Below are 23,813 nucleotides of genomic sequence, written 5' to 3' on the forward strand. Positions count from 1 at the left end.
ACTAGAAATGAACTTTATACTTTCTGACGGCAATTATCGCGAAAATTTACTTCCATTTACATTTACTCGTCCAATTGCAGATATAAGGATAGGAATACTGACCATACGTGAGAAGTGGGAACGTTTTCTAAATTGTAAAATCAGTGCATTGACGGAAGACTATCTGTCTGATAAATTTCCAATACAAGTTGAGCCTGAAAATATAGTTATTCTAGCTTCTTTTCTTCCGAATAAGAAATTCGTAGAAGCCATTAAACAATTAAAAGGTAATGAAGCATTAGTTTGGCATGATGAGGTCATAGCATATGCTACAACTGATGCTCATAAAGTCTTTCAGCTCAATGATTTTAGAGTTATTCTGTTTGAAGAAGCGATTATTACTGTAAAAAACACTTGGGATATTTTCTCAAAGAATCAAGAAGCGCTACAAGAAGATTTTGATTTTATTACAAGAGGTAGAAAGAGCGCTCCGATTTCAGATACCAATCGGGTAATTGCACCAGAAAATATATTTTTAGAAGAAGGTGCAGATGTTGAGCATAGTATTCTAAATGCTTCGAATGGCCCTATTTACTTAGGTAAGGATTCATTGGTAATGGAAGGCAATATGATTCGTGGTGCGCTGGCTCTCTGTGAAAAAGCGGTCATTAAAATGGGTGCCAAAATATATGGAGCAACTACTATTGGACCATATGGCAAGGTCTGTGGTGAGATTAACAATTCGGTAATCTTTGGATATTCCAGCAAAGGGCACGATGGTTATTTGGGAAACTCAGTTTTGGGGGAATGGTGCAATATAGGTGCGGATTCTAACAATTCAAACCTAAAGAATAACTATGCAAAAGTTCGCATATGGAACTATGCTTCTGAAAGATTTGACCAAACAGGACTTCAATTTTGCGGTCTGATGATGGGTGATCATAGTAAAACAGCAATCAATACCATGTTCAATACTGGTACGGTCATCGGGGTTAATGTAAACGTATATACCCCAGGTTTTCCCAGAAATTTCATACCTAGTTTTAGCTGGGGTGGTGCTTCTGGTTTTAGTGCCTATATGCCTAAAAAAGCTTTTGAAGCGGCCAAAGTAATGATGGCTAGAAGAAATGTCGAGTTTGACGCCATTGAGGCTAACATTTTAAACCATGTTTTTGAACTGACAAAAAAGTGGCGTAAATATTAAGCTTCGTTATCAATATGCTAAGTGGAGTTTTGATTCCTTTTAGCAACAGCTAACAAAGTCCCATTATTTTTTACAAGTTTTCAAGAGTATAAGTACCAACTTCTTCCAATAATATGCAAACTATTTTGACTTTGGGCTATTTGCTATCTTTGCATTCGCAAAAATGGGTAGGTAATGAAATATCAAAATAAATTTGATACAAGAAAGAAAGTTGCTTTTTACACCTTAGGTTGTAAATTGAACTTCTCTGAGACATCTACAATTGCTAGAAATTTTGAAGGAGAAGGTTTTGACCGTGTTGATTTTAATGAGGTAGCAGATATTTATGTTATTAACACATGCTCTGTTACTGAAAATGCAGATAAGCGCTTTAAGACGATTGTAAAGCAGGCGCAAAAATCAAATCCTGAAGCTTTTGTCGCCGCTGTGGGCTGCTACGCGCAACTAAAACCAGAAGAACTTGCCGCGGTTGATGGGGTTGATTTGGTATTGGGTGCTACTGAAAAATTTAAGATTACCGATTACCTCAACGACCTTTCAAAGAATGACCATGGTGAAGTTCATTCTTGTGAAATTGAAGATGCCGATTTTTATGTGGGGAGTTATGCGATTGGTGATAGAACAAGAGCTTTTTTAAAGGTGCAAGACGGTTGCGACTATAAATGTACCTATTGCACTATTCCGTTGGCTAGAGGAATTTCGCGTAGTGATTCCTTATCAAATGTGCTCAAAAATGCAGCTGAGATTTCTTCTAAAGGAATTAAAGAAATTGTTTTAACAGGTGTTAATATTGGTGATTATGGCAAAGGCGAGTTTGGCAACAAAAAGCATGAGCATACTTTTTTGGAACTAGTTAAAGCTTTAGATAATGTTGAAGGCATTCATAGACTTCGAATTTCTTCCATAGAACCAAATCTTTTAAAAAATGAGACCATTGGTTTTGTAGCGCAGAGTAATTCTTTTGTTCCACATTTTCATATTCCACTACAAAGTGGTAGCGATGCCATCTTAAAAATAATGCGAAGACGTTATTTGAGCAATCTTTATGTTGATAGAGTCGCTAAAATAAAAGAGATGATGCCACATGCTTGCATTGGTGTAGATGTCATTGTAGGTTTTCCTGGTGAAACCGAAGAACATTTTTTAGAAACATATCATTTTTTAAATGAATTGAACATCTCTTACCTACATGTTTTTACTTACTCTGAACGAGATAATACAGCTGCTGCAGAAATGTTGGATGTTGTACCAAAGAATGTAAGAAGCAAACGAAGTAAGATGCTTCGAGGTTTATCTGTAAAAAAACGACGTGCTTTTTATGAAAGTCAGCTAGGCACTAAGAGAACCGTGCTTTTTGAGGGCGAGAATAAATCAGGATATATTCATGGTTTCACAGAAAACTATGTAAAAGTGAAAACACCTTGGAATCCAGATTTAGTAAATACGCTTCACAAGGTTGAATTAACTGAGATTGATGAAGATGGTTTGGTGCGCTTTGAGTTGGTAACGGAAGCAGTTAGTTTTTAAAAGGAGTTTGGTAATTTAAGATTGATTTTGAAAGTATTCCTTCGCTTCGCTCGCAATAAAGCATAAAAAAACCTCTCGATAGAGAGGTTTAAAATTTTGTTAGATTCTGATACCTACCGGCAACATTTCTTTGTACTGTCGATTCTTCCTCAGAAAGCCCGCGATGTGGGGACTTGTGGGTACCACTCTTAAGTTTTTCTCTTGAATATTGTTCAAAACGGCTTTGATAAAAGACTCTTTAAAACCATCTTGGGTAATTTCTTCAGGAATCACAAGTTTGGTTAAAAACACTTTCCGTTCTTGAGAAGAATATTCAATCTTTGCTAAATGGCCATCCACTTTAACTTCGAATTGACGCAAAAAACTGTTGTCGTTAATTTCCATCTCTGTCATATAGTTTTTGTTTACTTTTCGATTTAGACAAAAAAATTACGATGTATTCTGGTATCGTAATTTATATTTTTAGTTTCGGTTTGATGTTTGCAAAAAAGTGAGGTACTTTACAAACGGGAGACAAAAGTAGTTAAAAATTTGCTAAATTCCTAGTGAAATAGACCATTTGAGCAATATGAACGATAACAAGACATCGGTTTACCTCATGCCCGGAATGGCCGCAAACCCTTCAATTTTTGATAATCTTAAACTCGACCCAGATAAGTTTCGAGTACATCATTTAAAATGGTTTCAGCCCGATAGAGGAATAACCTTAGAAGATTATGCAAAAAAAATGTGTGCATATATTTCTGATGAAGAACCTGTTTTACTGGGCGTTTCTTTTGGGGGCATTCTGGTTCAAGAAATGGCACGGCACGTACGAACGAAAAAGGTAGTTGTTGTTTCAAGTGTAAAATCAGAAAGAGAACTTCCAAAGCGAATGCTTTTTGCAAAATATACTAAAGTCCATAAACTATTACCAACCGGTTTGGTCAATAACGTAGAGCTTTTGGCCAAATATGCTTTTGGCGAAACGGCGACCAAACGGTTAGCACTTTATGAGCAGTATCTTTCTATAAGAGATAAGTATTACATAGACTGGTCCATTGACAATATTGTGAATTGGAAACAGAAAGAAGTGTTGCCAAACCTTCTTCATATTCAAGGAGAAAAGGATGCAGTTTTTCCTATTGCTAATATTTCGAGTTGTATTCAAGTTAAGAATGGTACACATACCATGATTATTCATCGTGCAAAATGGTTTAATGAGAACTTGCCTACACTAATATTAGAATAAAAGAGTTTAAAATTCTATAGTATCTTGCAAGAGAAAACGAAAAAGATGAGACATTTAAAAAATATACTGGCACTAATTGGTTTTGTTGTTGTAATAGGAAGTTTGATTTATGCGGTTCAAATGAAATCGGAATCTAATACAGAAGCTTCAAATCAAATAGAACAAGTTGATAAGAGTGTAAGCGATGGATATCGAATAAGTGCAATAGATATTCCTGAAGATCTAAATTTTGCGGGTGAAAAAGTTCCATTCGGTGATCCAGAGATAATGGAACGCGTAGATCGAGAGTTTTTAGTAAATACCTATTGGCAATCTAATGCCCTTTTATTGATGAAGCGCGCCAACAAGTACTTTCCCATAATAGAACCTATTCTTGCAAAAAACGGTATCCCCGATGATTTTAAATATTTAGCAGTTGCTGAGAGTGGACTCCAAAACGTAGTGTCACCAGCAGGAGCTACCGGTTTTTGGCAAATAATGAAGGCTACGGGTAAAGAATATGGATTAGAAGTGAATTCTAATGTTGATGAGCGTTACCATGTCGAGAAAAGTACTCAGGTTGCCTGTGAGTACTTAAATAAATGGAAAAGCCGTTTTGGAAGTTGGACATTGACCGCAGCTGCCTATAATGCTGGACCTGGAGGAATCCAGAAATATATGGGAATACAAAAGGTAGATGACTATTATGATTTACTCTTAGGTCAAGAAACAGGACGATACCTTTTTAGAATAATGGCGATTAAAGAAATCATTTCAAACCCTGATAAATACGGTTTTGACGTAGAAAACGATGATTTTTATAAGGCCGTTCCAACATTCTCTGTTGAAGTTGATGGACCTATTGCTAGTTGGGCCGACTATGCAAATGAATATGAAATCAATTACAAAATATTAAAGCGACATAACCCCTGGCTGCGTGAACCACATTTAAACAATGCTTCTCGTAAGAAGTATACTATTGAAATACCTAATAAGGGTTACTACAGAGAGTCTAAATAATTTTAAACCAATTTTAGATTTTCTTCATCTGTTGTTGCATCATTTTTATTTGATCCGTCAACATGTTGTTCTTATCTAATTTTTTTGCTTCTTGGAGTAGGGTAGTAGCTTCACGTTTTCTTCTTTTTTGCATAGCGATACCTGCTAAACTCAACTTTGCCATAGCTACATCATAATCCATATTAAGACCAAGTTTCAAAGCTTTTTTGAAGTACTTTTCTGCAGTAGTCAAGTTTTTTTGAGAAAAAATTATGCCTTGTAAATAGTTATAATATCCTTGTTGTTTGATTGTTAAGGCGCTCTCAGGTTTTTTGATTTTAGTCAACCATTTTTCGGTACCTACCATATCTTGTTTACGCATGCGTAAAAAAGCCAGTAGAATGATTTCGTTTCTAAAGTATAAAAAAACAAAAATCAGAGAGAATAGTACCAAAAAGATACCATTGCCAATATAACCTTCTATAAATTGGTAAACCGCATAAGCTACTATAAGAGCAGTAATGACAAGTTTTATATTTTTGTTGAACATTTTAAAGTGTTTTTCTGTTTAGATTGCGCACAAAGAAATGCAGTTTTTCTCGGCTTGCAAAACTACTAAAAACTATTCAAAATTATTTTTGAATAGTCTTGTCAAAGTAAAAAGTCTTCGTATATTTGCGCGCAGAATTTCAGAAAGCCTTGAGGCTTTTTCCTAAATAAGCTTAGAAATGAAAAGAACATATCAGCCATCAAAGAGAAAGAGAAGAAACAAACATGGTTTTAGAGAGCGTATGGCATCTGCTAACGGCAGAAAGGTTCTTGCTAGAAGAAGGGCAAAAGGAAGAAAGAAATTAACTGTTTCATCTGAACCACGTCATAAAAAATAATGACTGTAAATAACTTTTTAATAAAGGTGCTACTTTTTCAAGTTTAGCACCTTTTTTTTTGCCGAAATTTGAAAAATTTTGAATAACGAGAAACCTTATTTATAATGCCAAAAAGAGACGATCTCAAATCGATTTTAATTATTGGTTCTGGTCCCATTGTAATTGGCCAGGCATGTGAGTTTGACTATTCTGGTTCCCAAGCGTTAAGATCTTTGCGTGAAGATGGAATTGAGACCATTTTGATAAATAGTAACCCAGCGACCATAATGACCGACCCGGTTATGGCCGATCATATTTATCTTAAACCACTAAATACTAAATCGATTATTGAGATTCTTAAGAATCATCCGAACATTGATGCCGTATTGCCAACTATGGGTGGACAAACGGCATTAAACCTCTGTATACAGGCAGATGATAAAGGTATTTGGGAAGATTTTGGTGTTGAAATCATCGGTGTTGATATCGATGCTATCAACATTACGGAAGACCGTGAGAAATTTAGGGAACTTATGACCAAAATTGGTGTGGGAATGGCACCACAAGCTACAGCCACATCGTTTCTAAAAGGGAAAGAGATTGCTCAAGAATTTGGTTTTCCTTTAGTTATTAGAGCCTCTTTTACACTTGGAGGTGCAGGGGCATCTATCGTATATGAACCAGAAAATTTTGATGGTTTACTAAGCCATGGCCTTGAAGTTTCGCCCATACATGAAGTGATGATAGATAAAGCCATGATGGGATGGAAGGAATACGAGTTAGAATTGCTTCGAGATAAAAATGACAATGTCGTAATTATCTGTGCCATTGAAAACATGGATCCTATGGGAATCCATACTGGTGATTCCATAACAGTGGCTCCGGCAATGACCTTGTCTGATAGAACCTACCAACGAATGCGTGATATGGCCATTCATATGATGCGGAGCATTGGAGATTTTGCTGGTGGATGTAATGTACAGTTTGCAGTTAGTCCAGATGAAAAAGAAGATATTATAGCCATTGAAATCAATCCTAGAGTATCTCGTTCATCTGCTTTGGCTTCTAAAGCCACAGGATATCCTATTGCAAAAATTGCAGCTAAATTAGCAATCGGCTATTCGTTGGATGAGTTGGATAACCAAATAACAAAATCAACTTCTGCACTTTTTGAGCCGACATTAGATTATGTAATCGTAAAAATCCCGAGATGGAACTTTGATAAATTTGAAGGTTCTGACAGGACTTTAGGACTGCAAATGAAGGCTGTTGGTGAGGTGATGGGAATTGGACGTTCTTTTCAAGAAGCCCTGCACAAAGCGACTCAATCTCTTGAAATTAAACGTAATGGACTTGGAGCAGACGGAAAAGGATACAAAGATTATGAAACCATTATACAAAAGCTGACCGTTCCCAGCTGGGATAGGGTATTTGTAATATATGACGCCATACAACTGGGGATTCCATTGTCGCGAATTCATGAAATCACAAAAATTGATATGTGGTTCTTAAAGCAATATGAAGAACTTCATTTGCTAGAGCAAGAGATTTCTAAATATACTGTAGAAAGCCTACCCAAAGCATTGCTTTTGGAAGCCAAACAAAAAGGGTTTGCAGATCGCCAAATCGCGCATATGCTGGATTGCTATGAAAGTGAGGTCCACAAAAAACGGACCGAGCAGAATGTTAACAGAGTCTATAAATTGGTGGATACCTGTGCTGCGGAGTTTAAGGCAATGACACCATACTACTATTCCACGTTTGAAGAAGAAATGGAAACTGCAGACGGCAAGCGTTTTGTGGTTAATGATAGTGAGGTTACTGATAGAAAGAAAATTGTGGTATTAGGCTCAGGTCCAAATCGTATCGGCCAGGGTATAGAGTTTGATTATTGTTGTGTACACGGGGTCTTAGCGGCTGCAGAATGTGGTTATGAAACCATCATGATTAATTGCAACCCTGAAACCGTATCTACAGACTTTGATACGGCTGATAAACTCTACTTTGAACCCGTTTTTTGGGAACATATTTACGATATAATTCTGCATGAAAAACCAGAAGGTGTTATTGTACAATTAGGTGGGCAAACCGCCTTAAAATTGGCAGAGAAGTTATCTAAATATGGAATAAAAATTATTGGAACTACTTTTGAATCACTGGATTTAGCGGAGGACCGAGGTAGCTTTTCTACCTTATTAAAAGAAAACGATATTCCTTACCCAAGATTTGGCGTTGCAGAAAGTGCTGACGAAGCTTTAGAATTGGCCGATGAATTAGGATTTCCATTATTGGTTAGGCCTTCATATGTGCTCGGTGGTCAAGGAATGAAGATTGTCATCAATAAAGAAGATTTAGAGGCTCATGTAGTAGACTTACTCCGAAGCATCCCTAATAATAAATTACTTTTAGATCACTATTTAGATGGTGCTATAGAAGCAGAAGCAGATGCTATTTGTGATGGGGAAGATGTTTACATCATTGGTATCATGGAGCATATTGAACCTTGTGGTATTCATTCAGGAGATTCAAATGCCACTTTACCGCCATTTAACCTAGGTGAGTTTGTGATGCAACAAATTAAAGACCATACTAAAAAGATTGCATTATCATTAAATACAGTAGGCTTGATTAATATTCAATTTGCTGTAAAAGATGATATGGTTTATATTATCGAAGCAAACCCAAGAGCTTCCAGAACAGTTCCTTTTATCGCAAAGGCTTACAAAGAACCTTATGTAAACTATGCGACCAAGGTAATGCTAGGCGAGAAAAGAGTGAAAGATTTTGATTTCAAACCAGAACTAGAAGGATACGCAATCAAACAGCCAGTGTTCTCATTCAATAAGTTTCCGAATGTCAACAAGAATTTAGGACCAGAGATGAAAAGTACTGGTGAGAGCATCCTTTTTATTGATAGTTTGAAAGATGATGACTTTTACAATTTATACTCTAGACGAAAGATGTATTTAAGTAAATAACCTTAGGGTAAGCACACGATGCATTAAAAGGAAAACCAACATTGATTTCGACGCAGGCGTCGGAGCTTTAAATCTTGATTATCGAGTAAATAAGGCCCATTAAGGGCCTTATTTTGGATTACTTACTGTAGTTCAAGCCCGTCGTTACTATCTAATCTTGCCACAAGACCCCATCCAAAAAAGTAATTGGCCAAGCCGATTACTATTTCGTTATCTCCAGCTTTTAATGGTAATGAAATTTCACTGTTATCGATGGTACATCGTCCTCTTGGTGCTTTCATTCCCGGTGAACCGTAATAATTTTTGTCAATGTAAAGGGGTTGTCCATCAATGAAAACCCATACCTCATCACTAAAACCTAGTTTTAAGCGACGCACTTGATCTGTTTCAGATTTAATATTTGTTTTAAGCCAAACCAATCGGCGATTGCCATTTTCTGTGGCACCATATAGTCTAGTTAGGTTAATCATGTTACGTTGTTCTGCCATTATCGATTTCCAACTAGAATCATCTAGCAATGTGCTGTCTATTACTACGCCTGGACTTGTTGGGATACTTTTCATAATATCTCTATTAAAAGGTAGGTCAACAGGGGTGGAAACTGACCATTTTCTTAAGTAACGGGTATCACTATAAGTAGGATCATATCCTGCTGTCTGAGGTAAATTTTCAGTCGCTTCGGGTGTAATGGATAGGTTCGAATATATTACATTACCAGTTAAGTAAATATTTCCTGACCCTCTAGTACCTTCTAAATTGGGTATGTGTAAGGCCACCCTATCCATGTCATTTACGAAAACCTTCATTTGTTTTTCACTTATGACCAATTTGATATGGTTCCATCTTTGATCATATATCTTAGCAGCTCCTTGATAGTCATCGGTCATATCCCACATATTTACACCATCAATTACCGTTGCATATTGCATGGTATAACGACTTAAAGGGTCAACAGTGCCAAAATATCTGATGTAGAATAATTCCGCATTTTTTTGGTCATCAGAAGATCGAAAACCAATACCAGGAAAGCCTCTTCCAACAAATTCTACGTCATATTCAATAATGCCGTTGGTAAATTGATGGTTTTTTAATTGGATATTAAAACTTTCTCCTGTTTTTGATTTCACAGCAGCAACTGATTTATGTGTTACAAATTCAACTTTTTCTGAATCGTGCTGCCACACTTCTTTGGCAAAGGGGATTTTAATTTTTTTTGTCTGTCCATACATTGATGTAATTAGAACAATACAGAGTACTGCTAAGGGTTTTTTGATCATGATGATAATTTTTTATGATTTAAAATTAAATTTGATGGTACCAAATGTATCATATGAGTGTTTTTGTTAATAAAATAGTGCTTGTTCAATTTGGTTTAATCCTGTTCAATTGATTTGTTTTTCCAAATGCAAGGTAGATTTATAGAAAAGTCGATTTCACGAATGAAGAAACATCTTATACTCAGTATTGAGGATCATTTAGGATGGGGTTCGGGTAGCTCATGGACAAATAAGGATTTTATTCAATTGAGCGAAAGAATTTTAGAAGTCACAGGAAAACAGTTGAGTGTGACAACATTGAAAAGAGTTTGGGGTAGGGTTGGGACCTTAGCTAGTCCAAGTACAACAACATTTGATATTCTCTCAGAATTTATAGGATTTGAAAGTTGGCGACATTTTCAAAATCAATATAACAGCAAGAATTACAACTTGGGGAGAACTAGACTTAAATCTAGACTTTTGAAATTAGGCTTGGGCATTTTAGGCTTGGGTTTGTTGTCACTTGTTATTTGGTCACAAGGAAAAGTAGCCACTAAACAAACGATTACAGCGGAAAACCAATCAACTTCAGAAGCTGTTTTGTTTGAATTGGATAAAGTCGCTTCAGGTTATCCAAACACGGTTGTTTTTCGTTATGATTATGGTAATCTGGACTATGATTCTATCTGTATTCAACAATCTTGGGACTCTCGCAAACAAATTCCACTAAAAAATGCTAAGGGCCTGGTCACTTCAACATATTACCAACCCGGATACTTTTTAGCAAAACTAATTGCTGATGGGCAAATAGTAAAAGAGAGAAATTTATATATCCCTACAGAAGGATGGCAAGGTATGTTACTAGGTAATGATGAGTTGTCGTATTTAAAGCCTGATGAACTAAATAGTGAAGAAATAATAAACGTTATACCAGAAACTTGGAATAGGCTTCAAGAAATAGATAATGAAGGTCTTTATTTGGCACATTTATCATCTAAACCAAATATAAATGGAGCAAATTTTGAGCTGAACACTTCTTTTAGAATGTCTAAGACTAAAGAAGGTAGTATTTGCCACAATGTTAGAATGACCGTTACGGGTACACGGGAAGTAATATCGTTAGCATTCAGTATACCTGGGTGTGTGGGGGATTTGTCTTTTTTTATCAATAATGAAATGGTCTCAGGTAAAAATCATGATTTTTCAGCTTTTGGAACAAATACTGATGAATGGACTCGTTGCCAAGTGAAGGTCAAAAATGAGATTTTAAAAGTATTTGTCGATGGACAGGAAGCATTTTCAAAGGAACTCACCGTTGATTTAGGAAAAATCGGGGGAGCTCAATGGTATTTTGAAGGATTGGGGGAAATTAGAGAGTTGACACTAACTGATGACAAAACGGAAATTAATCTTGTTGGGGATTTGAATGATGAATTATAACCTTTGACGTAATATTGGTTAACTATTAAAAATACCTGTTGTTAATTTTGTGTTTTTTTCTTAAAAAAAACCTCCAGTTAGAGTTTTTCCAAAGAAAAAGTATCGAAAAAAAGCTTTTTAGTTGAAGATGCTTTCTTACGGTACAAGAGGTATTTAAACGAGTAATTTAAATATTCAATGCAATACTTCACTAATCTGAAGAATAGGTTGAATATTGGTGTAATTGGGAATGTCTCCAACTATTTTTTCAGCATTAGGCCCAAAAGATTCTTGATAGTCTGAAAGCTTATCAAAATACAAATATCCAATCGCTAAGTAGGGCATGGGTTCATCAGGTGTACGCCCACTTATTCCTTTATCAATTTCGTAAAACTTTAAAGAGTCGCCCATAAGGGTTTTCAACATAGGCATATGTTTATTGGAATAATAATCCATATCGAAGGTTTTATCTTCACCGTTCGGATATAGTATCGTAACTTTTACCATTCCCTTTTTACTTTCTTGGGCATTCACATTGTTTTGCCAACTGGATATTATTGAAATAACTCCTATTAGCGCAATTATAATTTTTGTCTTCATGATGTTTGTATTCAGTAATTTGTTAGAAGGTAATGTTTTTTTTTAAATTCGATAGATACCATTTTAGTTGAACCAAACGGCATATCCTTTTCTTCGCAATTCTAGGGCCAATTTTTTTTCTAATTGAAGAGCTTCTGTTCTGTTTGTGGTAGGCTCTATGTGTTGAAATAGACTACCGCGTAAATACATACCATATTTCTCAACAATATTTGCCGATAACTTGTGGCCTTTTTTGTTAATATAGCCTGTTTTATGTTGTTCGAATCTTTGTTTTGGTGTTTTACTGGTCATTCCCACATATAGGCATTGTAATACCCCATTAAACTGTGGATTGGCCTCTCGAAATTTTCTATTTTCCGTAAATACCTTTTTAGAAAGTTCAATAACGTAAACATGATATTGCAATTTGGCCATTTCTTTTAATCTTTCCACTCCGTGTGAAAAATACCTTCTCTATCAATACGCTCGTAGGTATGCGAACCGAAATAATCGCGTTGTCCTTGAATTAAGTTTAAGGGCAATCTTGACGAAGTATAGGCATCAAAATAAGTCAGTGAATTTGAGAGTCCTGGTAATGGAATACCATTGGTAGCCCCATAGGCTACTAGTTCTCTTGTAGCATTTACAGTTCCTTGAACTTTTTCAACAAAAGCTGGTGATAATAATAAGTTGGGTAGGGTATCATCTGCTTTAAACGCCTCTGTAATATCCGCCAATAGGGCAGCCCTTATAATACAACCAGCTCGCCAAATTTTGGCAATTTCTCCTAAATCAAGCTCGTAGCCATATTCTTTTGAAGCATCTGCCAATTGGTGCATGCCCTGGGCATAGGCCATTATAAAGGCAAAGTATAATGCTTCTTCTGCTTTGGCAACCAAAGAGGCCTTGACTACATTTTCAGGGGTGGGCCTATCATAAAGCTCATCAGCTTCTACCCGTTCTTCTTTTAAAGCTGAGATTTCGCGCATACTTACCGCTATATCAATAGTTGGGACAGGAATACCTAAATCCATCGCATTTTGTGAAGTCCATTTCCCGGTACCTTTTTGTTTGGCTTTATCCAAAATCATATCAACCAAATCTCCATCGGTCAAATCATCTTTCTGTGCGAGAATTTCCGAGGTAATCTCCACTAAAAATGATTGTAGGCGACTTTCGTTCCAAGCCGCAAAAGTTTGATGCAATTCTTCATTGCTCAGCCCACCGGCTTTTTTTAGTAAATTATATATTTCGGAAGTTAGCTGCATTAGGCCATACTCTATCCCGTTATGCACCATTTTCACGTAGTTACCTGCTGATTTTGGTCCTAAATATGCAACACATGGTTCTCCTTCATATTTTGCAGATACTGCTTCAAAAATTGGTTTTACATGTTGATAAGCTTCTCTTGAACCACCAGGCATAATGCTTGGTCCCCTTCTCGCACCTTTTGCTCCTCCTGAAACACCGGCACCAAAGAAATTAAGACCTTTATCCTTCAGATAGGCTTCACGACGGTCAGTGTCAGTATAAAAGGAATTTCCACCATCGATAATAATATCACCTTCATCTAATAAGGGCAATAGGTTCTCAATAACGGCATCAACTATTTTTCCGGCTGGTACTAAAAGCATTATTTTTCTTGGTTTACTTAATGCCTCAACAAAAATTTTGGCATCAGTAGAAGCATTTACTTTGTCTGGTTCTCCACCTTCTTTAATCAAGGCATTGACTTTTTCTTCATCTAAATCGTTGCCAAAAGCGGTAAATCCATTGTCAGCGACATTTAAGATGAAGTTACGCCCCATTACGCCCAGTCCTACTAATCCAAAATCGTATGTGTTTGCCATAATTGTATTTATATTAATTCAATACTAAGGAAGTATTTTCTACTAAGAGCTACCTAAAATAAACGTTATATTCGTTATGCTCAAATAATGAAGCTACAACTCATGAAAAAAACTTCTAATCAACTACTGGTAATTTTTGGCGCATCTGGTGATTTGACTGCTCGAAAATTGGTTCCCTCACTGTTTAATCTTTATCTAGCGAGACAATTACCTGAAAATTTTGTGGTCTTAGGTGCGAGTCGTAGTGATATGACCGATAAAGAATTCCGCAATAAAGTGGTTTTAGAAAGTAAGTATTTGAAACCAAGGCTTGAAGATTTAAAAGAGAATTATATTCAGGGTTTTTCGGATAAGTTTTTTTATGAAGATTTGGGAGGTGCTTATGATACTGATTATAGTCGATTACGAAAACGTGTTGAAGACCTAAATAATAAATACAAGACCGAGGGAAATATCATTTATTATCTATCAACGCCACCTACATTATACGAAACCATCGCAAAGAATTTAGCGGATGCCGGGTTAAACACGCAGAATAATGGCTGGAAACGATTGATTGTTGAGAAACCTTTTGGCTATAGTCTTGAAACTGCAAAAGCTTTGAATACTGGGCTACAAAAATATTTTACTGAGCCTCAGATCTATCGTATTGACCATTACCTTGGTAAAGAAACCGTTCAAAACTTATTGGTGACACGTTTTGCCAACACCATTTTTGAGCCGTTGTGGAACAGAAATTATATTCATCATGTAGAAATAACGAATGCTGAGAGTGTCGGAGTAGAAAAACGTGGAGGATATTATGATAAATCTGGAGCACTTCGTGATATGTTCCAAAACCACCTTTTGCAAATAGTTTCTTTAATTGTAATGGAACCGCCTATAGGAGATCAGCCGGAAGAAATTCGAAATGAGAAAGTGAAGGCTTTAAAGTCATTACGAATAATGACAGATGCCCAAGAGCTTCACGATAATACGATACGTGCGCAATACATGGCATCTACCATAAATGGAGAAAAAGTAAAGGGATATCGTGAAGAGGATGGTGTAGATAGTGATTCAACTACTGAAACTTATGCGGCAATCAAGTTTTTTGTTGATAACTGGCGTTGGAAAGATGTGCCTTTTTATGTGAGAACAGCAAAACGAATGCCCACAAAGGTTACCGAAGTAGTAATTCATTTTAAATCACCCCATCATCATATTTTTCAAGATTCAGGAATCAATAATAAAGACAATAAGCTTGTTATTAGAATTCAGCCGGATGAAGGAATTCTAATGAAGTTTGGGGTAAAGGTACCAGGACAAGGATTTAAGGTAGAGCGAGCAAATTTAGATTTTTACTACTCTAGTTTAGCCCAAACCCATGTTATGGAGGCTTATGAGCGGTTGTTGTTAGATTGTATGCAAGGTGATGCTACTTTGTATGCAAGAGCTGATGAGGTCGAAGCCGCTTGGGAATTTGTTGATCCCATCTTAGAATATTGGAAGAATGGCAAAGATGTGCGTATGTACGGGTATGCGGCTGGAGTCTGGGGCCCTGAAAATGCTGATGAGCTTATTGATGGTATAGGTTATTGGAGGAATCCTGGCTCTAATTTGGCGGAAGACCCAGGATATTGTGTTATTTGTTAGGAGTTAGGAGTTAGGAGTTAGGAGTTAGGAGTTATGTCAGGTCGAGCGCAGTCGAGACCTAAAAAAGGTACAAATGGAAGTCAACATATATAAGAATAAAACAGCCGTAGCGAAACAGTTTTCAAGTTATTTTGCCAATTTGGTGAAGGAGAAAGCTGCTTTTCATGTGGCTCTTTCTGGCGGAAGTACGCCTAAGCTGATTTTTGATGTTTTAGCCAGTGAATATGGAAATCAAATTGATTGGTCACAAATTCATTTTTATTGGGGTGATGAGCGTTGTGTACCTCCCACAGATGAGCAAAGTAATTATAAAATGACCGTTGATCATTTGTTTTCTAAAATTAATGTTCCTAAAGAAAATATTCATCGGGTCTTAGGGGAAAATGACCCTAAGGGCGAGGCCATGCGATACGCAAACCTTCTTGAGATAAATTTAGATAGGTTGGATACTATTCCCCAGTTCGACTTAGTGCTATTGGGCATGGGTGATGATGGGCATACCGCTTCTATTTTTCCGCACAACATACATTTATGGAATTCAAAAGACCATTGTGTGGTTGCTGCGCATCCTGATTCTGGTCAACAGCGAGTATCAATTAATGGAAAGGTCATCAATATAGCAAAGGAAGTAGCCTTTTTGGTCACGGGAAGTGGGAAAGCTGAAAAAGTTGATGAAATTCATAACAAAAAAGGAGATTACAAAAAGTACCCTGCCGCTTTAGTGAATCCTGAATCTGGTAATTTGGTATGGTTTATGGACGAAGATGCGGCGGTATCAATCTAAATCCATCTTTACATTTTCACCGCCTAAGTACTCCAAATAATCATTTACCTTAAAATTTTTGGTGTCGTATTTAGAATCGCGTTTGAATGCAGACAATTTGCGCTCCTTGCTACGTGCAAAACGTCGCATCCCTTGTTTGTCTTTTATAATTAATCCTGGCACGGGCAGGTTTTTTCCATCTTCACCCTTTGCCACCATTGTAAAATAGGAGGAATTACAATGCTTAGTATCGCCAGTAGTGACATTTTCAGATTCAACTCGGACCCCTACAACCATAGAAGTTTTTCCGGTGTAATTTATAGATGCTTTTAGTGTCACCAATTCGCCAACCTCAATCGGGCTTAAAAAATCTACCCGATTTACCGAAGCAGTGACGCAATACGCTTGTGAGTGTTTTGATGCACAGGCGAAAGCTATTTGATCCATTAAACTAAGAATATGTCCCCCGTGCACTTTTCCACCAAAATTGGAATGGGACGGAAGCATAAGCTCAGTAATTGATAACCTTGATTCTTTTGAAGTTTTAAACTTTTTGGATTTAGTTGCCAAAATGAGGAGATTTTTCAGGTTCAACTGCAATGATAAAATATTTGGTATCACCCAACCAAAAGAAAGTGGAATAGAGTTCTTTATAGGTAACCTTTACATATTTACCTTGAAAATCTTTTAGATTTTCAATGACTTCCATTTGACTATCTTCAACCGAAAACTCAAATATTTGTGCTCCAGAAATACCTTGACTTATTTCGCCTTCCCAAGTTTTTGCCAGCACTCCTTTTCGACTGAATTTGATGAGTTCACCAGAGCGATAGCCCTCACTGAACGGAACATAGTACACAAATGCGAAATAACCCGCTATTCCAAGAATAACAACAGAAATAAGGATAAAAAGAAACTTGCGCATTTACATTTCTAATTTTGATTGTTCAAAGTCATCTTCCTCAGCTCTTTTCAAAATAGGTTCAGGAATGGACTTTTTTGCTTTTGCCCCCATTTTTTTTAATTTTTCTATACTGGTCACAATATTGCCTCGACCTTCTACTAATTTATTCATCGCCCCGCGATATTCAATCTTGGCCTCGTCCATTTTTTTACCAACTCTAGTCAAATCAGTTACAAAACCCTCAAACTTGTCATAAAGCGCACCCGCTTGCCTGGCAATTTCAATGGCATTCTTTTGCTGCTTTTCATTGTTCCACATGGTGTCAATGGTACGCAGCGTTGCCAATAATGTTGAGGGAGTCACAATAACAATATTTTGTTCAAAGGCCTTATTGTATAAAGAGTTGTCTTGATTAATTGCAACTGCAAAAGCGGGTTCTATGGGAACAAAAAGGAGTACAAAATCAGGACTCTCCATTTCATACAAATCTTCGTACTTTTTGGAGGAAAGTTGTTCTACATGTTTTCTGAGCGAGTTGATATGGTCTTTAAGATGTTTTTCTTTGAATTCATTGTCGGCATTGACATAACGCTCATAATCTGTCAATGAAACCTTCGAATCCACAATCATTTTTTTACCATCCGGTAAGTTGATAATTACATCTGGCAGGACCCGAGAACCATCTTCTCGCTGAAAGCTTTGTTGAACACTATATTCACGGTCTTTTTCAAGTCCTGATTTTTCTAGAACCCGTTCCAATACTAATTCGCCCCAATTGCCCTGCATCTTACTATCACCTTTCAAGGCTTTTGTCAAGTTTTCAGCCTCTTGGGTGATTTTAAGGTTTTGGTTTTGAAGATTCAATAACTGCTCTTTTAAAGCTGAATGAATTGTAATATTTTCTTTTTGTGTATCCTCAACCTTTTTTTCAAACTCTTTTATTTTTTTATCAAGAGGAGTCAATATACTCTCAATATTAAGTTTATTCTGCTTTGTGAATTTTTCGCTCTTTTCATCAAGAATTTTATTGGCCAAGTTTTCAAATTCTTTGGTAAATTTTTCTTGTAACTTTTCCACTTCTTCTTTTTGCTCTCTATTCACCCTTTGCAAATTTTCATTTACACTTTCTAAGCGAACATAGTCTTGACCCAATTTTTCCTTCTCAGATTGCAATAGTCTTTTTTCTTCACTTTCAATAAGAAGCTTTTCATTCAAGGTGGTGATGGAACCGTTTATTTGTCTGTTCTCGGCTTCCAATTCACTTTGATTGGATTTTGTTTTTAATCTTTGAATATACAGACCTAAAAACACACCCAATCCCAAACAGATTAAGGCAATAATCACATAAACAAACTCAGTACTCATTCGGCGACTTTTCTATGGATAAAGATAATGGATAAATGACTTTTAAAGATGGTAAATAAAATTACTTATTCACTTTGAAGGAACCGGTTTTAGTATCGAAAATAACAGTTTCTGAGGGAAAAAGAGTCTCAAAATATTTTTTTTCAATCAACTCAGATGGCGAACCAAAAGGGTTGTTCTTTCCATCTAACAATAGAATTTTGTCACAAAGTTGTATGGCCAAGTTAATCTCATGAGTGGTGAATAGAATCGTTTTTTGATGTTCTTTAACCAATTGTTTTAAGAGTTTTAGAATTTGAACTTTATGGTAAAGGTCAAGATGAGTTGTAGGCTCATCCAACAAAATAACGGCCGTATCTTGTGCCATTGCTCTTGCGATGAGTACGCGTTGTAATTGACCATCACTAAGTTCATAGCACTTCTGTTTTTTTAAGTTGTTTAGTTCAAAAATGTCTAAACTGTTCTGAATGAATTCTTTATCTTTCTCAGTTAAAGAACCAATCCAATTGGTATAAGGCTGTCGACTGAGCGCTATTAATTCAGACACGGTAAGGTTTTTTGAAGCAATACTTTCAGTAAGTACAACACTTAGTTGTTTAGACTGTTCTAAAGAAGTCAAATTATCAAGAGATTTATCCTTAATTTTTATTTCCCCTTTTAGAGCGGGCTGTAGATTACACATGGTTCTTAATAAGGTGGACTTTCCTATTCCGTTGATTCCCACAACACCGCATAATTGGCCCTCATTCAATTTGAAGTTTATAGTATTTGCTATTTGTTGAGTACCATAGCCAATATGAAGTTCTCGTGCCGAGATGTTAACTTTTGACGCCATAGTTAAAAGAAAAGCTTTCGTTTTTTTACCAATAACCAAATTACAATGGGGGCACCAATAATTGAGGTAATGGCATTGATAGGTAATACATTTGCCGAATTTGGCAATTGTGCGATACAATCACATAAAAGCATTAAAATGCCTCCATACAAAAATACTGCAGGTAAAAGGATGCGATGTTCCATGGTATGAAACAACTGTCGCGTTAAGTGCGGAACTGCAAGACCTATAAAAGCAATTGGTCCTGCAAAGGCCGTAATTCCTCCAGCTAATAAGCTTGTTGCTGTGATAATCAAATACTTTGACTTTTTCAGAGGTATACCAAGGCTTTTGGCATAGTTCTCCCCAAGTAAAAAGGCATTTAGACTTTTAATGGTTCCTATGGCGAATAGTAATCCTATAAGTACGATACTGAACAAAATGGACAATTGGTTCCACGATAAATTACCTACCGAACCATACGACCAGAATATAAAACGTTGCAACTGTTCAGCATCAGAAAAATAGGCAAGCACGCTAACTATTGCTGCGGTTATGCTTCCGAACATCAACCCGATAATAAGTAAGGTCATCGTATCGCGAACCCTGTTCGCAACTACCATAACTACTAAAAGCACCAATACACTGCCTGCGCTTGCAGCAATAACCAATGATACATCATTTAAAAACTGCATTAGTGCAAAACCAGATAAAAGTGAAGCTCCCATGAGTAAAAGAGCGGCTCCAAGGCTTGCTCCAGAACTTATTCCCAAGACAAAAGGCCCTGCTAATGGATTCCGAAATAAAGTTTGCATAAGTAAGCCACTTACCGCTAATCCACCACCCACCAAAATTGCGGTTAAGGCTTTTGGAATGCGATAGTTTAAAACAATATATTCCCACGAAGCCGTTTCTAGTTCGCCGCCAAAAATGACCTTTATGGTATCTTTAAATGGAATGGAAACACTACCTAAACTGATATTTAATAGCATGACTAAAATTAGCATCAAAAGCAATGCAAAAAACCATGCTGAATATGAACCTTTTACTATTTTCATTTCAAAGGGGTGAAAAAGTATAGGACATGATTAGGCAGTACTTCTGGATGAAAAATATGTACTAGGTCTTTTAGTACCAAATCTGGACGTTGTGGGGCAAGTTCATAATAGAGTAACCCTCCTGTAGGTCCTTTAGTAGCTGAAAAGGTGAATAAGTGTTTATTTTTAAAAGCTTCAAATTCAGAATAATGATTATTGGCATTAATTAAATCATCGTATGTAGTGAATTGAGATGGAGAAATCCAGAACTCAGCATCTTGCCCTTTTTCAAGAGCTGTTTCTAAACTCAAAGAGAGGCTACCTGTTCCTTCCGAATCAGCCCAAAGGTAATCTGCATTGGCATCCGCTAAAAATTGTGCAGCCCAGCTTTTTCCAGCGGGTAAATACCATACATCTTTATATAGGGCACCACTTAAAACTGTAGGTCTTTTTTTGGCTGTTCTGGCAAGTTCTTTAACTTGATTATAAGAAGATGCTATCGTCTTAAAAATACTATCGGCTTCTTTTTCCTTTCCTAATAATACTCCAAAAAACTTAATCCATTCGGCTTTCCCTAAAGGTGTCTGCTCTGTCCAATCCCCATTATAAAGTATTGGTATACCCGATTTTTGTAGTACCTCGTAGGTCGAATTTTGGTTGTCAATAGCAAATCCCACCACGGCGTCGGGACTCATTTCAAGCACCATTTCGGTATTTAGTGATTGATTACTGCCCAATTCTTTGATTTTACCTGAATTTATTAGTTGTCTTGCTGGCATTGACGAGATATACCTTATGTCTGGAAATCCTATCAATTTGTTCAAGCCGCCTAAACTCTCGAGAGCAGGTATATGTGTAGTTGAGGTTACAACTAGGTTTTGAATAGGTGTGCTTATAACTGCATCGTACGCTTCTTTTTGAAACGTAATTTTGGACAATCTATCTTTTGGAATAAATGCATAGGTAAAACGTTGTTTCGCATTTGGCCATGGGTTCGTTACATGAATAACAGGAAAATCTCCAGACTTGTCAATATCAAAACCAACTGCATATTGCACTAGTTCATCATTCTGCTCAACTACTGTATTTGTTGATTTGGATTCTTTTTTACAAGATGCCACCGTCATCAGAATAAGACAAAAACGAACTGCTTTTAAGAGCATTTTTTCCATGGTTTCAAAAATAGGGTATTTAACTTTTGTAGAAAGGTTAAACAAAATCATTAGATTCGCAGCGAATTTTGGTTCATATAATTCAATTTATATGATTAAAAGGGAATCTAGTGAAAAACTAGAGCTGTTCCCGCAACTGTGAGTATATGCTGAATCAGTCAGCATCTTTCTTGTATAAGCAAGTTGTATTTACTTCAAACCACTGCTAGAAAGTTTTCTAGTGGGAAGGTAAAATGCAAATTACGAGCCAGGAGACCTGCCATATTCAAACGACAAATGTTAAACTTTCGGGATAAAAGTTTGCGTAGGGATACCTATGGTTCTTCCGAGTAATTAAAAGTAAAAATGAAAAAAGTAGTAGCAGGGTTTTTTACCCTAGTTCTTTATTGTGCACAAATGGAAGCACAAGAACAAGTAACAGATTCGATGGCAATTCAGCAATTGGATGAAGTGGTGGTAAGTGATTCGCGTTTTGCATTAAAACGTGAAAATTCAGGTAAAACAATAATTAAAATTACCGCAGCTGAGATTGTTCAAAATCAGGGTAGATCGATAGCAGAACTTATTAATTCAAAAAGCGGAATTGAAATTAATGGGAGTAGGAGTGTAGCCGGTCAAAATTTGAGTTATTTTGTTCGAGGTGGTAACAATAGACAGGTACTTGTGCTAATTGACGGTATTCAAGTAAATGACCCATCACAAATTGCCAATGACTTTGATTTAAGGTTGTTAGATTTGAATACTATTGAGAACATTGAGATTATTAAGGGTGCAGCAAGTACGCTCTATGGTAATGCTGCGGCAACAGCGGTAATTAGCATTACCACAAAAAATGCATCTAAAGAAAAGGTAGCGCTTAGTCTGAGTTCTATACTAGGTACAAATGCTAGCCAAGATGATGATAACAAAACCATTTCTAATTTTAATAATGGACTGAACATTAATGGAACATTAGAAAAGTTTAGTTATGTCATTGGTTTTGCAAACCAATATACCGATGGGCTATCAGCAGCTTCTGGTGTCAATACAGAAGAAGATACCTTTTCAAGAATTAATACCAATATTAAGCTTGGGTACAGATTTTCTGAGGCATTCAATTTGAAAGTATTTGGAAGTTTTGATAAGATAAAGAATGACATTGATGGTTTTCCTGCTCCACTTTTTCAGTTTGCCGATACTAATGACAAATCTGTTTCTGAACAGCTTCGTTTTGCAATAGCTCCGAGTTTTAAATATCAAAACGGAAGTATCTCCATGAATGCCAGTATCACAAATATTGACCGAGAAACGATTTCAGATTTTCCATCAGTCTTTGAGTCAAAAGGATATAATGTGGATATTTTTAACAAATATGTCTTTGGTGAACAGTTATATAGCATTATTGGTTTTAATTATCAAAAAAACGAAACTCTGTTTGCAGAAGAAGTGACGTATACAAATAATGATCCCTATGCAAATATGGTCTATGTATCAGAATTTGGATTAAATCTAAACGCCGGTGCTAGACTAAATAAGCATAGTGAATACGGCAGCCAACTGACCTACAATTTTAATCCTTCTTATACTTTTGGGCTAGGGAGTGGATATGGCAAATTTTTAGGCTCCTACAGCACATCGTTTATAGCACCAAGTCTATTTCAATTGTTTGATGGTACGTTTGGAAATCCTGACCTAGAAGCAGAAGAGAATAGAACATTGGAAAGTGGTTTTGAATGGAACCTCGGAAAGAAGTTACGCTTTAGTGGACTTTATTTTAACCGAAATGAGATGAATACAGTACTTTTTACAACAATTGATCCAGCTAATTTCATCTCACAGTATACTAACGCAGAAGGTGAAGCAAAAATACAAGGTGTCGAGTTTGAAATTGCTTCAGAATTGTTTTTAGGCCTAAATTTTACCGCAAATTATACTTTTACCGAGCTAAATGAAGGAAATCGAGTTCGTTTGCCTAAACACAGAGCTAATGCAAACCTTAATTATAAGATTTCAGATAGAACGAATACCGCTATAACTTATCAGTATGTTGGAAGCAGAGAAGATACCGATTTCAGCACTTTTCAAAATGTAGCGCTTGATGCCTATTCGTTAATTGACTTTTACTTTGGACATCAATTTAAAAACAACAAATTGAAGTTGTTTATAAACATCACCAATATTTTTAATGAAGATTATCAAGAAATTATTGGTTATAGTACTAGAGGTAGAAACTACAATTTAGGACTGAATGTAAGTTTATAATTAAAAAGGCAGTTT

General features: G+C 36.3%; 22 protein-coding genes and 1 riboswitch. Of the genes, 10 read left to right on the forward strand and 12 right to left on the reverse strand.

What is annotated here, in order from left to right:
* The first annotated feature begins 7 nt into the window (after positions 1-7).
* Entirely contained in the window at positions 8-1,183 is a 1,176-nt protein-coding gene (locus tag RM706_RS09080; RefSeq protein ID WP_311350742.1) for a GlmU family protein, read from the forward strand.
* A 174-nt stretch (positions 1,184-1,357) separates the two neighbouring features.
* A complete protein-coding gene (gene mtaB / locus RM706_RS09085; protein WP_311350743.1) occupies positions 1,358-2,710 on the forward strand; it encodes a tRNA (N(6)-L-threonylcarbamoyladenosine(37)-C(2))-methylthiotransferase MtaB in 1,353 nt (450 codons plus the stop codon).
* A gap of 99 nt (positions 2,711-2,809) precedes the next feature.
* Here mtaB and RM706_RS09090 read toward each other — a convergent pair whose 3' ends face one another.
* A complete protein-coding gene (locus RM706_RS09090) occupies positions 2,810-3,103 on the reverse strand; it encodes a GNAT family N-acetyltransferase (protein ID WP_311350744.1) in 294 nt (97 codons plus the stop codon).
* 175 nt (positions 3,104-3,278) lie between these two features.
* Here RM706_RS09090 and RM706_RS09095 point away from each other — a divergent pair, with 175 nt between their 5' ends.
* Together RM706_RS09095 and RM706_RS09100 are read left to right on the forward strand one after the other, a co-directional pair.
* Positions 3,279-3,941, forward strand: a complete 663-nt coding sequence (locus RM706_RS09095) for an alpha/beta fold hydrolase (protein ID WP_311350745.1) — start codon at positions 3,279-3,281, stop codon at positions 3,939-3,941.
* A gap of 45 nt (positions 3,942-3,986) precedes the next feature.
* Entirely contained in the window at positions 3,987-4,940 is a 954-nt protein-coding gene (locus tag RM706_RS09100) for a lytic transglycosylase domain-containing protein (RefSeq protein WP_311350746.1), read from the forward strand.
* Positions 4,941-4,953: 13 nt separating this feature from the next.
* Here the strand turns inward: RM706_RS09100 and RM706_RS09105 are convergent, their stop codons facing one another.
* The gene (locus tag RM706_RS09105; protein WP_311350747.1) at positions 4,954-5,469 is read right to left on the reverse strand and encodes a DUF2892 domain-containing protein; all 516 of its coding nucleotides are present in this window, start codon (positions 5,467-5,469) and stop codon (positions 4,954-4,956) included.
* A 178-nt stretch (positions 5,470-5,647) separates the two neighbouring features.
* Here RM706_RS09105 and rpmH point away from each other — a divergent pair, with 178 nt between their 5' ends.
* Positions 5,648-5,806: a 50S ribosomal protein L34 gene (gene rpmH / locus RM706_RS09110; RefSeq protein WP_311350748.1), complete on the forward strand. Its 159-nt coding sequence runs from the start codon at positions 5,648-5,650 to the stop codon at positions 5,804-5,806.
* A 104-nt stretch (positions 5,807-5,910) separates the two neighbouring features.
* Positions 5,911-8,763, forward strand: a complete 2,853-nt coding sequence (carB, locus tag RM706_RS09115; RefSeq protein ID WP_311350749.1) for a carbamoyl-phosphate synthase large subunit — start codon at positions 5,911-5,913, stop codon at positions 8,761-8,763.
* A gap of 122 nt (positions 8,764-8,885) precedes the next feature.
* Here the strand turns inward: carB and RM706_RS09120 are convergent, their stop codons facing one another.
* The gene (locus tag RM706_RS09120; RefSeq protein WP_311350750.1) at positions 8,886-10,040 is read right to left on the reverse strand and encodes a hypothetical protein; all 1,155 of its coding nucleotides are present in this window, start codon (positions 10,038-10,040) and stop codon (positions 8,886-8,888) included.
* A 162-nt stretch (positions 10,041-10,202) separates the two neighbouring features.
* On the opposite strand from RM706_RS09120, the gene RM706_RS09125 reads away from it, so the two are divergent.
* Entirely contained in the window at positions 10,203-11,459 is a 1,257-nt protein-coding gene (locus tag RM706_RS09125) for a hypothetical protein (protein ID WP_311350751.1), read from the forward strand.
* Between the two features lie 174 nt (positions 11,460-11,633).
* On the opposite strand, the gene RM706_RS09130 is transcribed toward RM706_RS09125, so the two are convergent.
* The 3 genes from RM706_RS09130 to gndA form a co-directional block, all read right to left on the reverse strand.
* The gene (locus RM706_RS09130) at positions 11,634-12,038 is read right to left on the reverse strand and encodes an EthD family reductase (protein WP_311350752.1); all 405 of its coding nucleotides are present in this window, start codon (positions 12,036-12,038) and stop codon (positions 11,634-11,636) included.
* 63 nt (positions 12,039-12,101) lie between these two features.
* The gene (locus tag RM706_RS09135; protein WP_311350753.1) at positions 12,102-12,452 is read right to left on the reverse strand and encodes a GIY-YIG nuclease family protein; all 351 of its coding nucleotides are present in this window, start codon (positions 12,450-12,452) and stop codon (positions 12,102-12,104) included.
* A 5-nt stretch (positions 12,453-12,457) separates the two neighbouring features.
* Positions 12,458-13,867: an NADP-dependent phosphogluconate dehydrogenase gene (gene gndA / locus RM706_RS09140; RefSeq protein WP_311350754.1), complete on the reverse strand. Its 1,410-nt coding sequence runs from the start codon at positions 13,865-13,867 to the stop codon at positions 12,458-12,460.
* A 102-nt stretch (positions 13,868-13,969) separates the two neighbouring features.
* Here gndA and zwf point away from each other — a divergent pair, with 102 nt between their 5' ends.
* Positions 13,970-15,502, forward strand: coding sequence for a glucose-6-phosphate dehydrogenase (gene zwf, locus RM706_RS09145; protein ID WP_311350755.1), 1,533 nt, complete (start codon positions 13,970-13,972; stop codon positions 15,500-15,502).
* 73 nt (positions 15,503-15,575) lie between these two features.
* Positions 15,576-16,286: a 6-phosphogluconolactonase gene (gene pgl / locus RM706_RS09150; RefSeq protein ID WP_311350756.1), complete on the forward strand. Its 711-nt coding sequence runs from the start codon at positions 15,576-15,578 to the stop codon at positions 16,284-16,286.
* Here pgl and RM706_RS09155 read toward each other — a convergent pair.
* The 6 genes from RM706_RS09155 to RM706_RS09180 form a co-directional block, all read right to left on the reverse strand.
* Positions 16,278-16,772, reverse strand: a complete 495-nt coding sequence (locus RM706_RS09155) for an acyl-CoA thioesterase (protein ID WP_311352009.1) — start codon at positions 16,770-16,772, stop codon at positions 16,278-16,280. The two genes, pgl and RM706_RS09155, sit on opposite strands and share 9 nt — an antisense overlap.
* A gap of 52 nt (positions 16,773-16,824) precedes the next feature.
* The gene (locus RM706_RS09160) at positions 16,825-17,190 is read right to left on the reverse strand and encodes a 6-phosphogluconate dehydrogenase (RefSeq protein WP_311350757.1); all 366 of its coding nucleotides are present in this window, start codon (positions 17,188-17,190) and stop codon (positions 16,825-16,827) included.
* On the reverse strand, positions 17,191-18,534 hold the full coding sequence (locus RM706_RS09165) for a DNA recombination protein RmuC (protein WP_311350758.1): 1,344 nt from the start codon (positions 18,532-18,534) through the stop codon (positions 17,191-17,193).
* Positions 18,535-18,595: 61 nt separating this feature from the next.
* Positions 18,596-19,369 carry an ABC transporter ATP-binding protein gene (locus RM706_RS09170; protein WP_311350759.1) on the reverse strand — a complete coding sequence of 258 codons (774 nt, stop codon included), beginning with the start codon at positions 19,367-19,369 and terminating at the stop codon, positions 18,596-18,598.
* A gap of 2 nt (positions 19,370-19,371) precedes the next feature.
* Entirely contained in the window at positions 19,372-20,406 is a 1,035-nt protein-coding gene (locus RM706_RS09175) for a FecCD family ABC transporter permease (RefSeq protein ID WP_311350760.1), read from the reverse strand.
* A complete protein-coding gene (locus tag RM706_RS09180; RefSeq protein ID WP_311350761.1) occupies positions 20,403-21,608 on the reverse strand; it encodes an ABC transporter substrate-binding protein in 1,206 nt (401 codons plus the stop codon). Before RM706_RS09180 ends, RM706_RS09175 begins: the two co-directional genes overlap by 4 nt.
* 1 nt (position 21,609) lies before the next feature.
* Positions 21,610-21,835: riboswitch (cobalamin riboswitch) on the forward strand.
* A 67-nt stretch (positions 21,836-21,902) separates the two neighbouring features.
* On the opposite strand from RM706_RS09180, the gene RM706_RS09185 reads away from it, so the two are divergent.
* On the forward strand, positions 21,903-23,798 hold the full coding sequence (locus RM706_RS09185) for a TonB-dependent receptor plug domain-containing protein (RefSeq protein ID WP_311350762.1): 1,896 nt from the start codon (positions 21,903-21,905) through the stop codon (positions 23,796-23,798).
* Positions 23,799-23,813 lie beyond the last annotated feature (15 nt).

It is taken from the genome of Croceitalea rosinachiae, from assembly GCF_031846445.1.
Lineage (GTDB): Bacteria > Bacteroidota > Bacteroidia > Flavobacteriales > Flavobacteriaceae > Croceitalea > Croceitalea rosinachiae.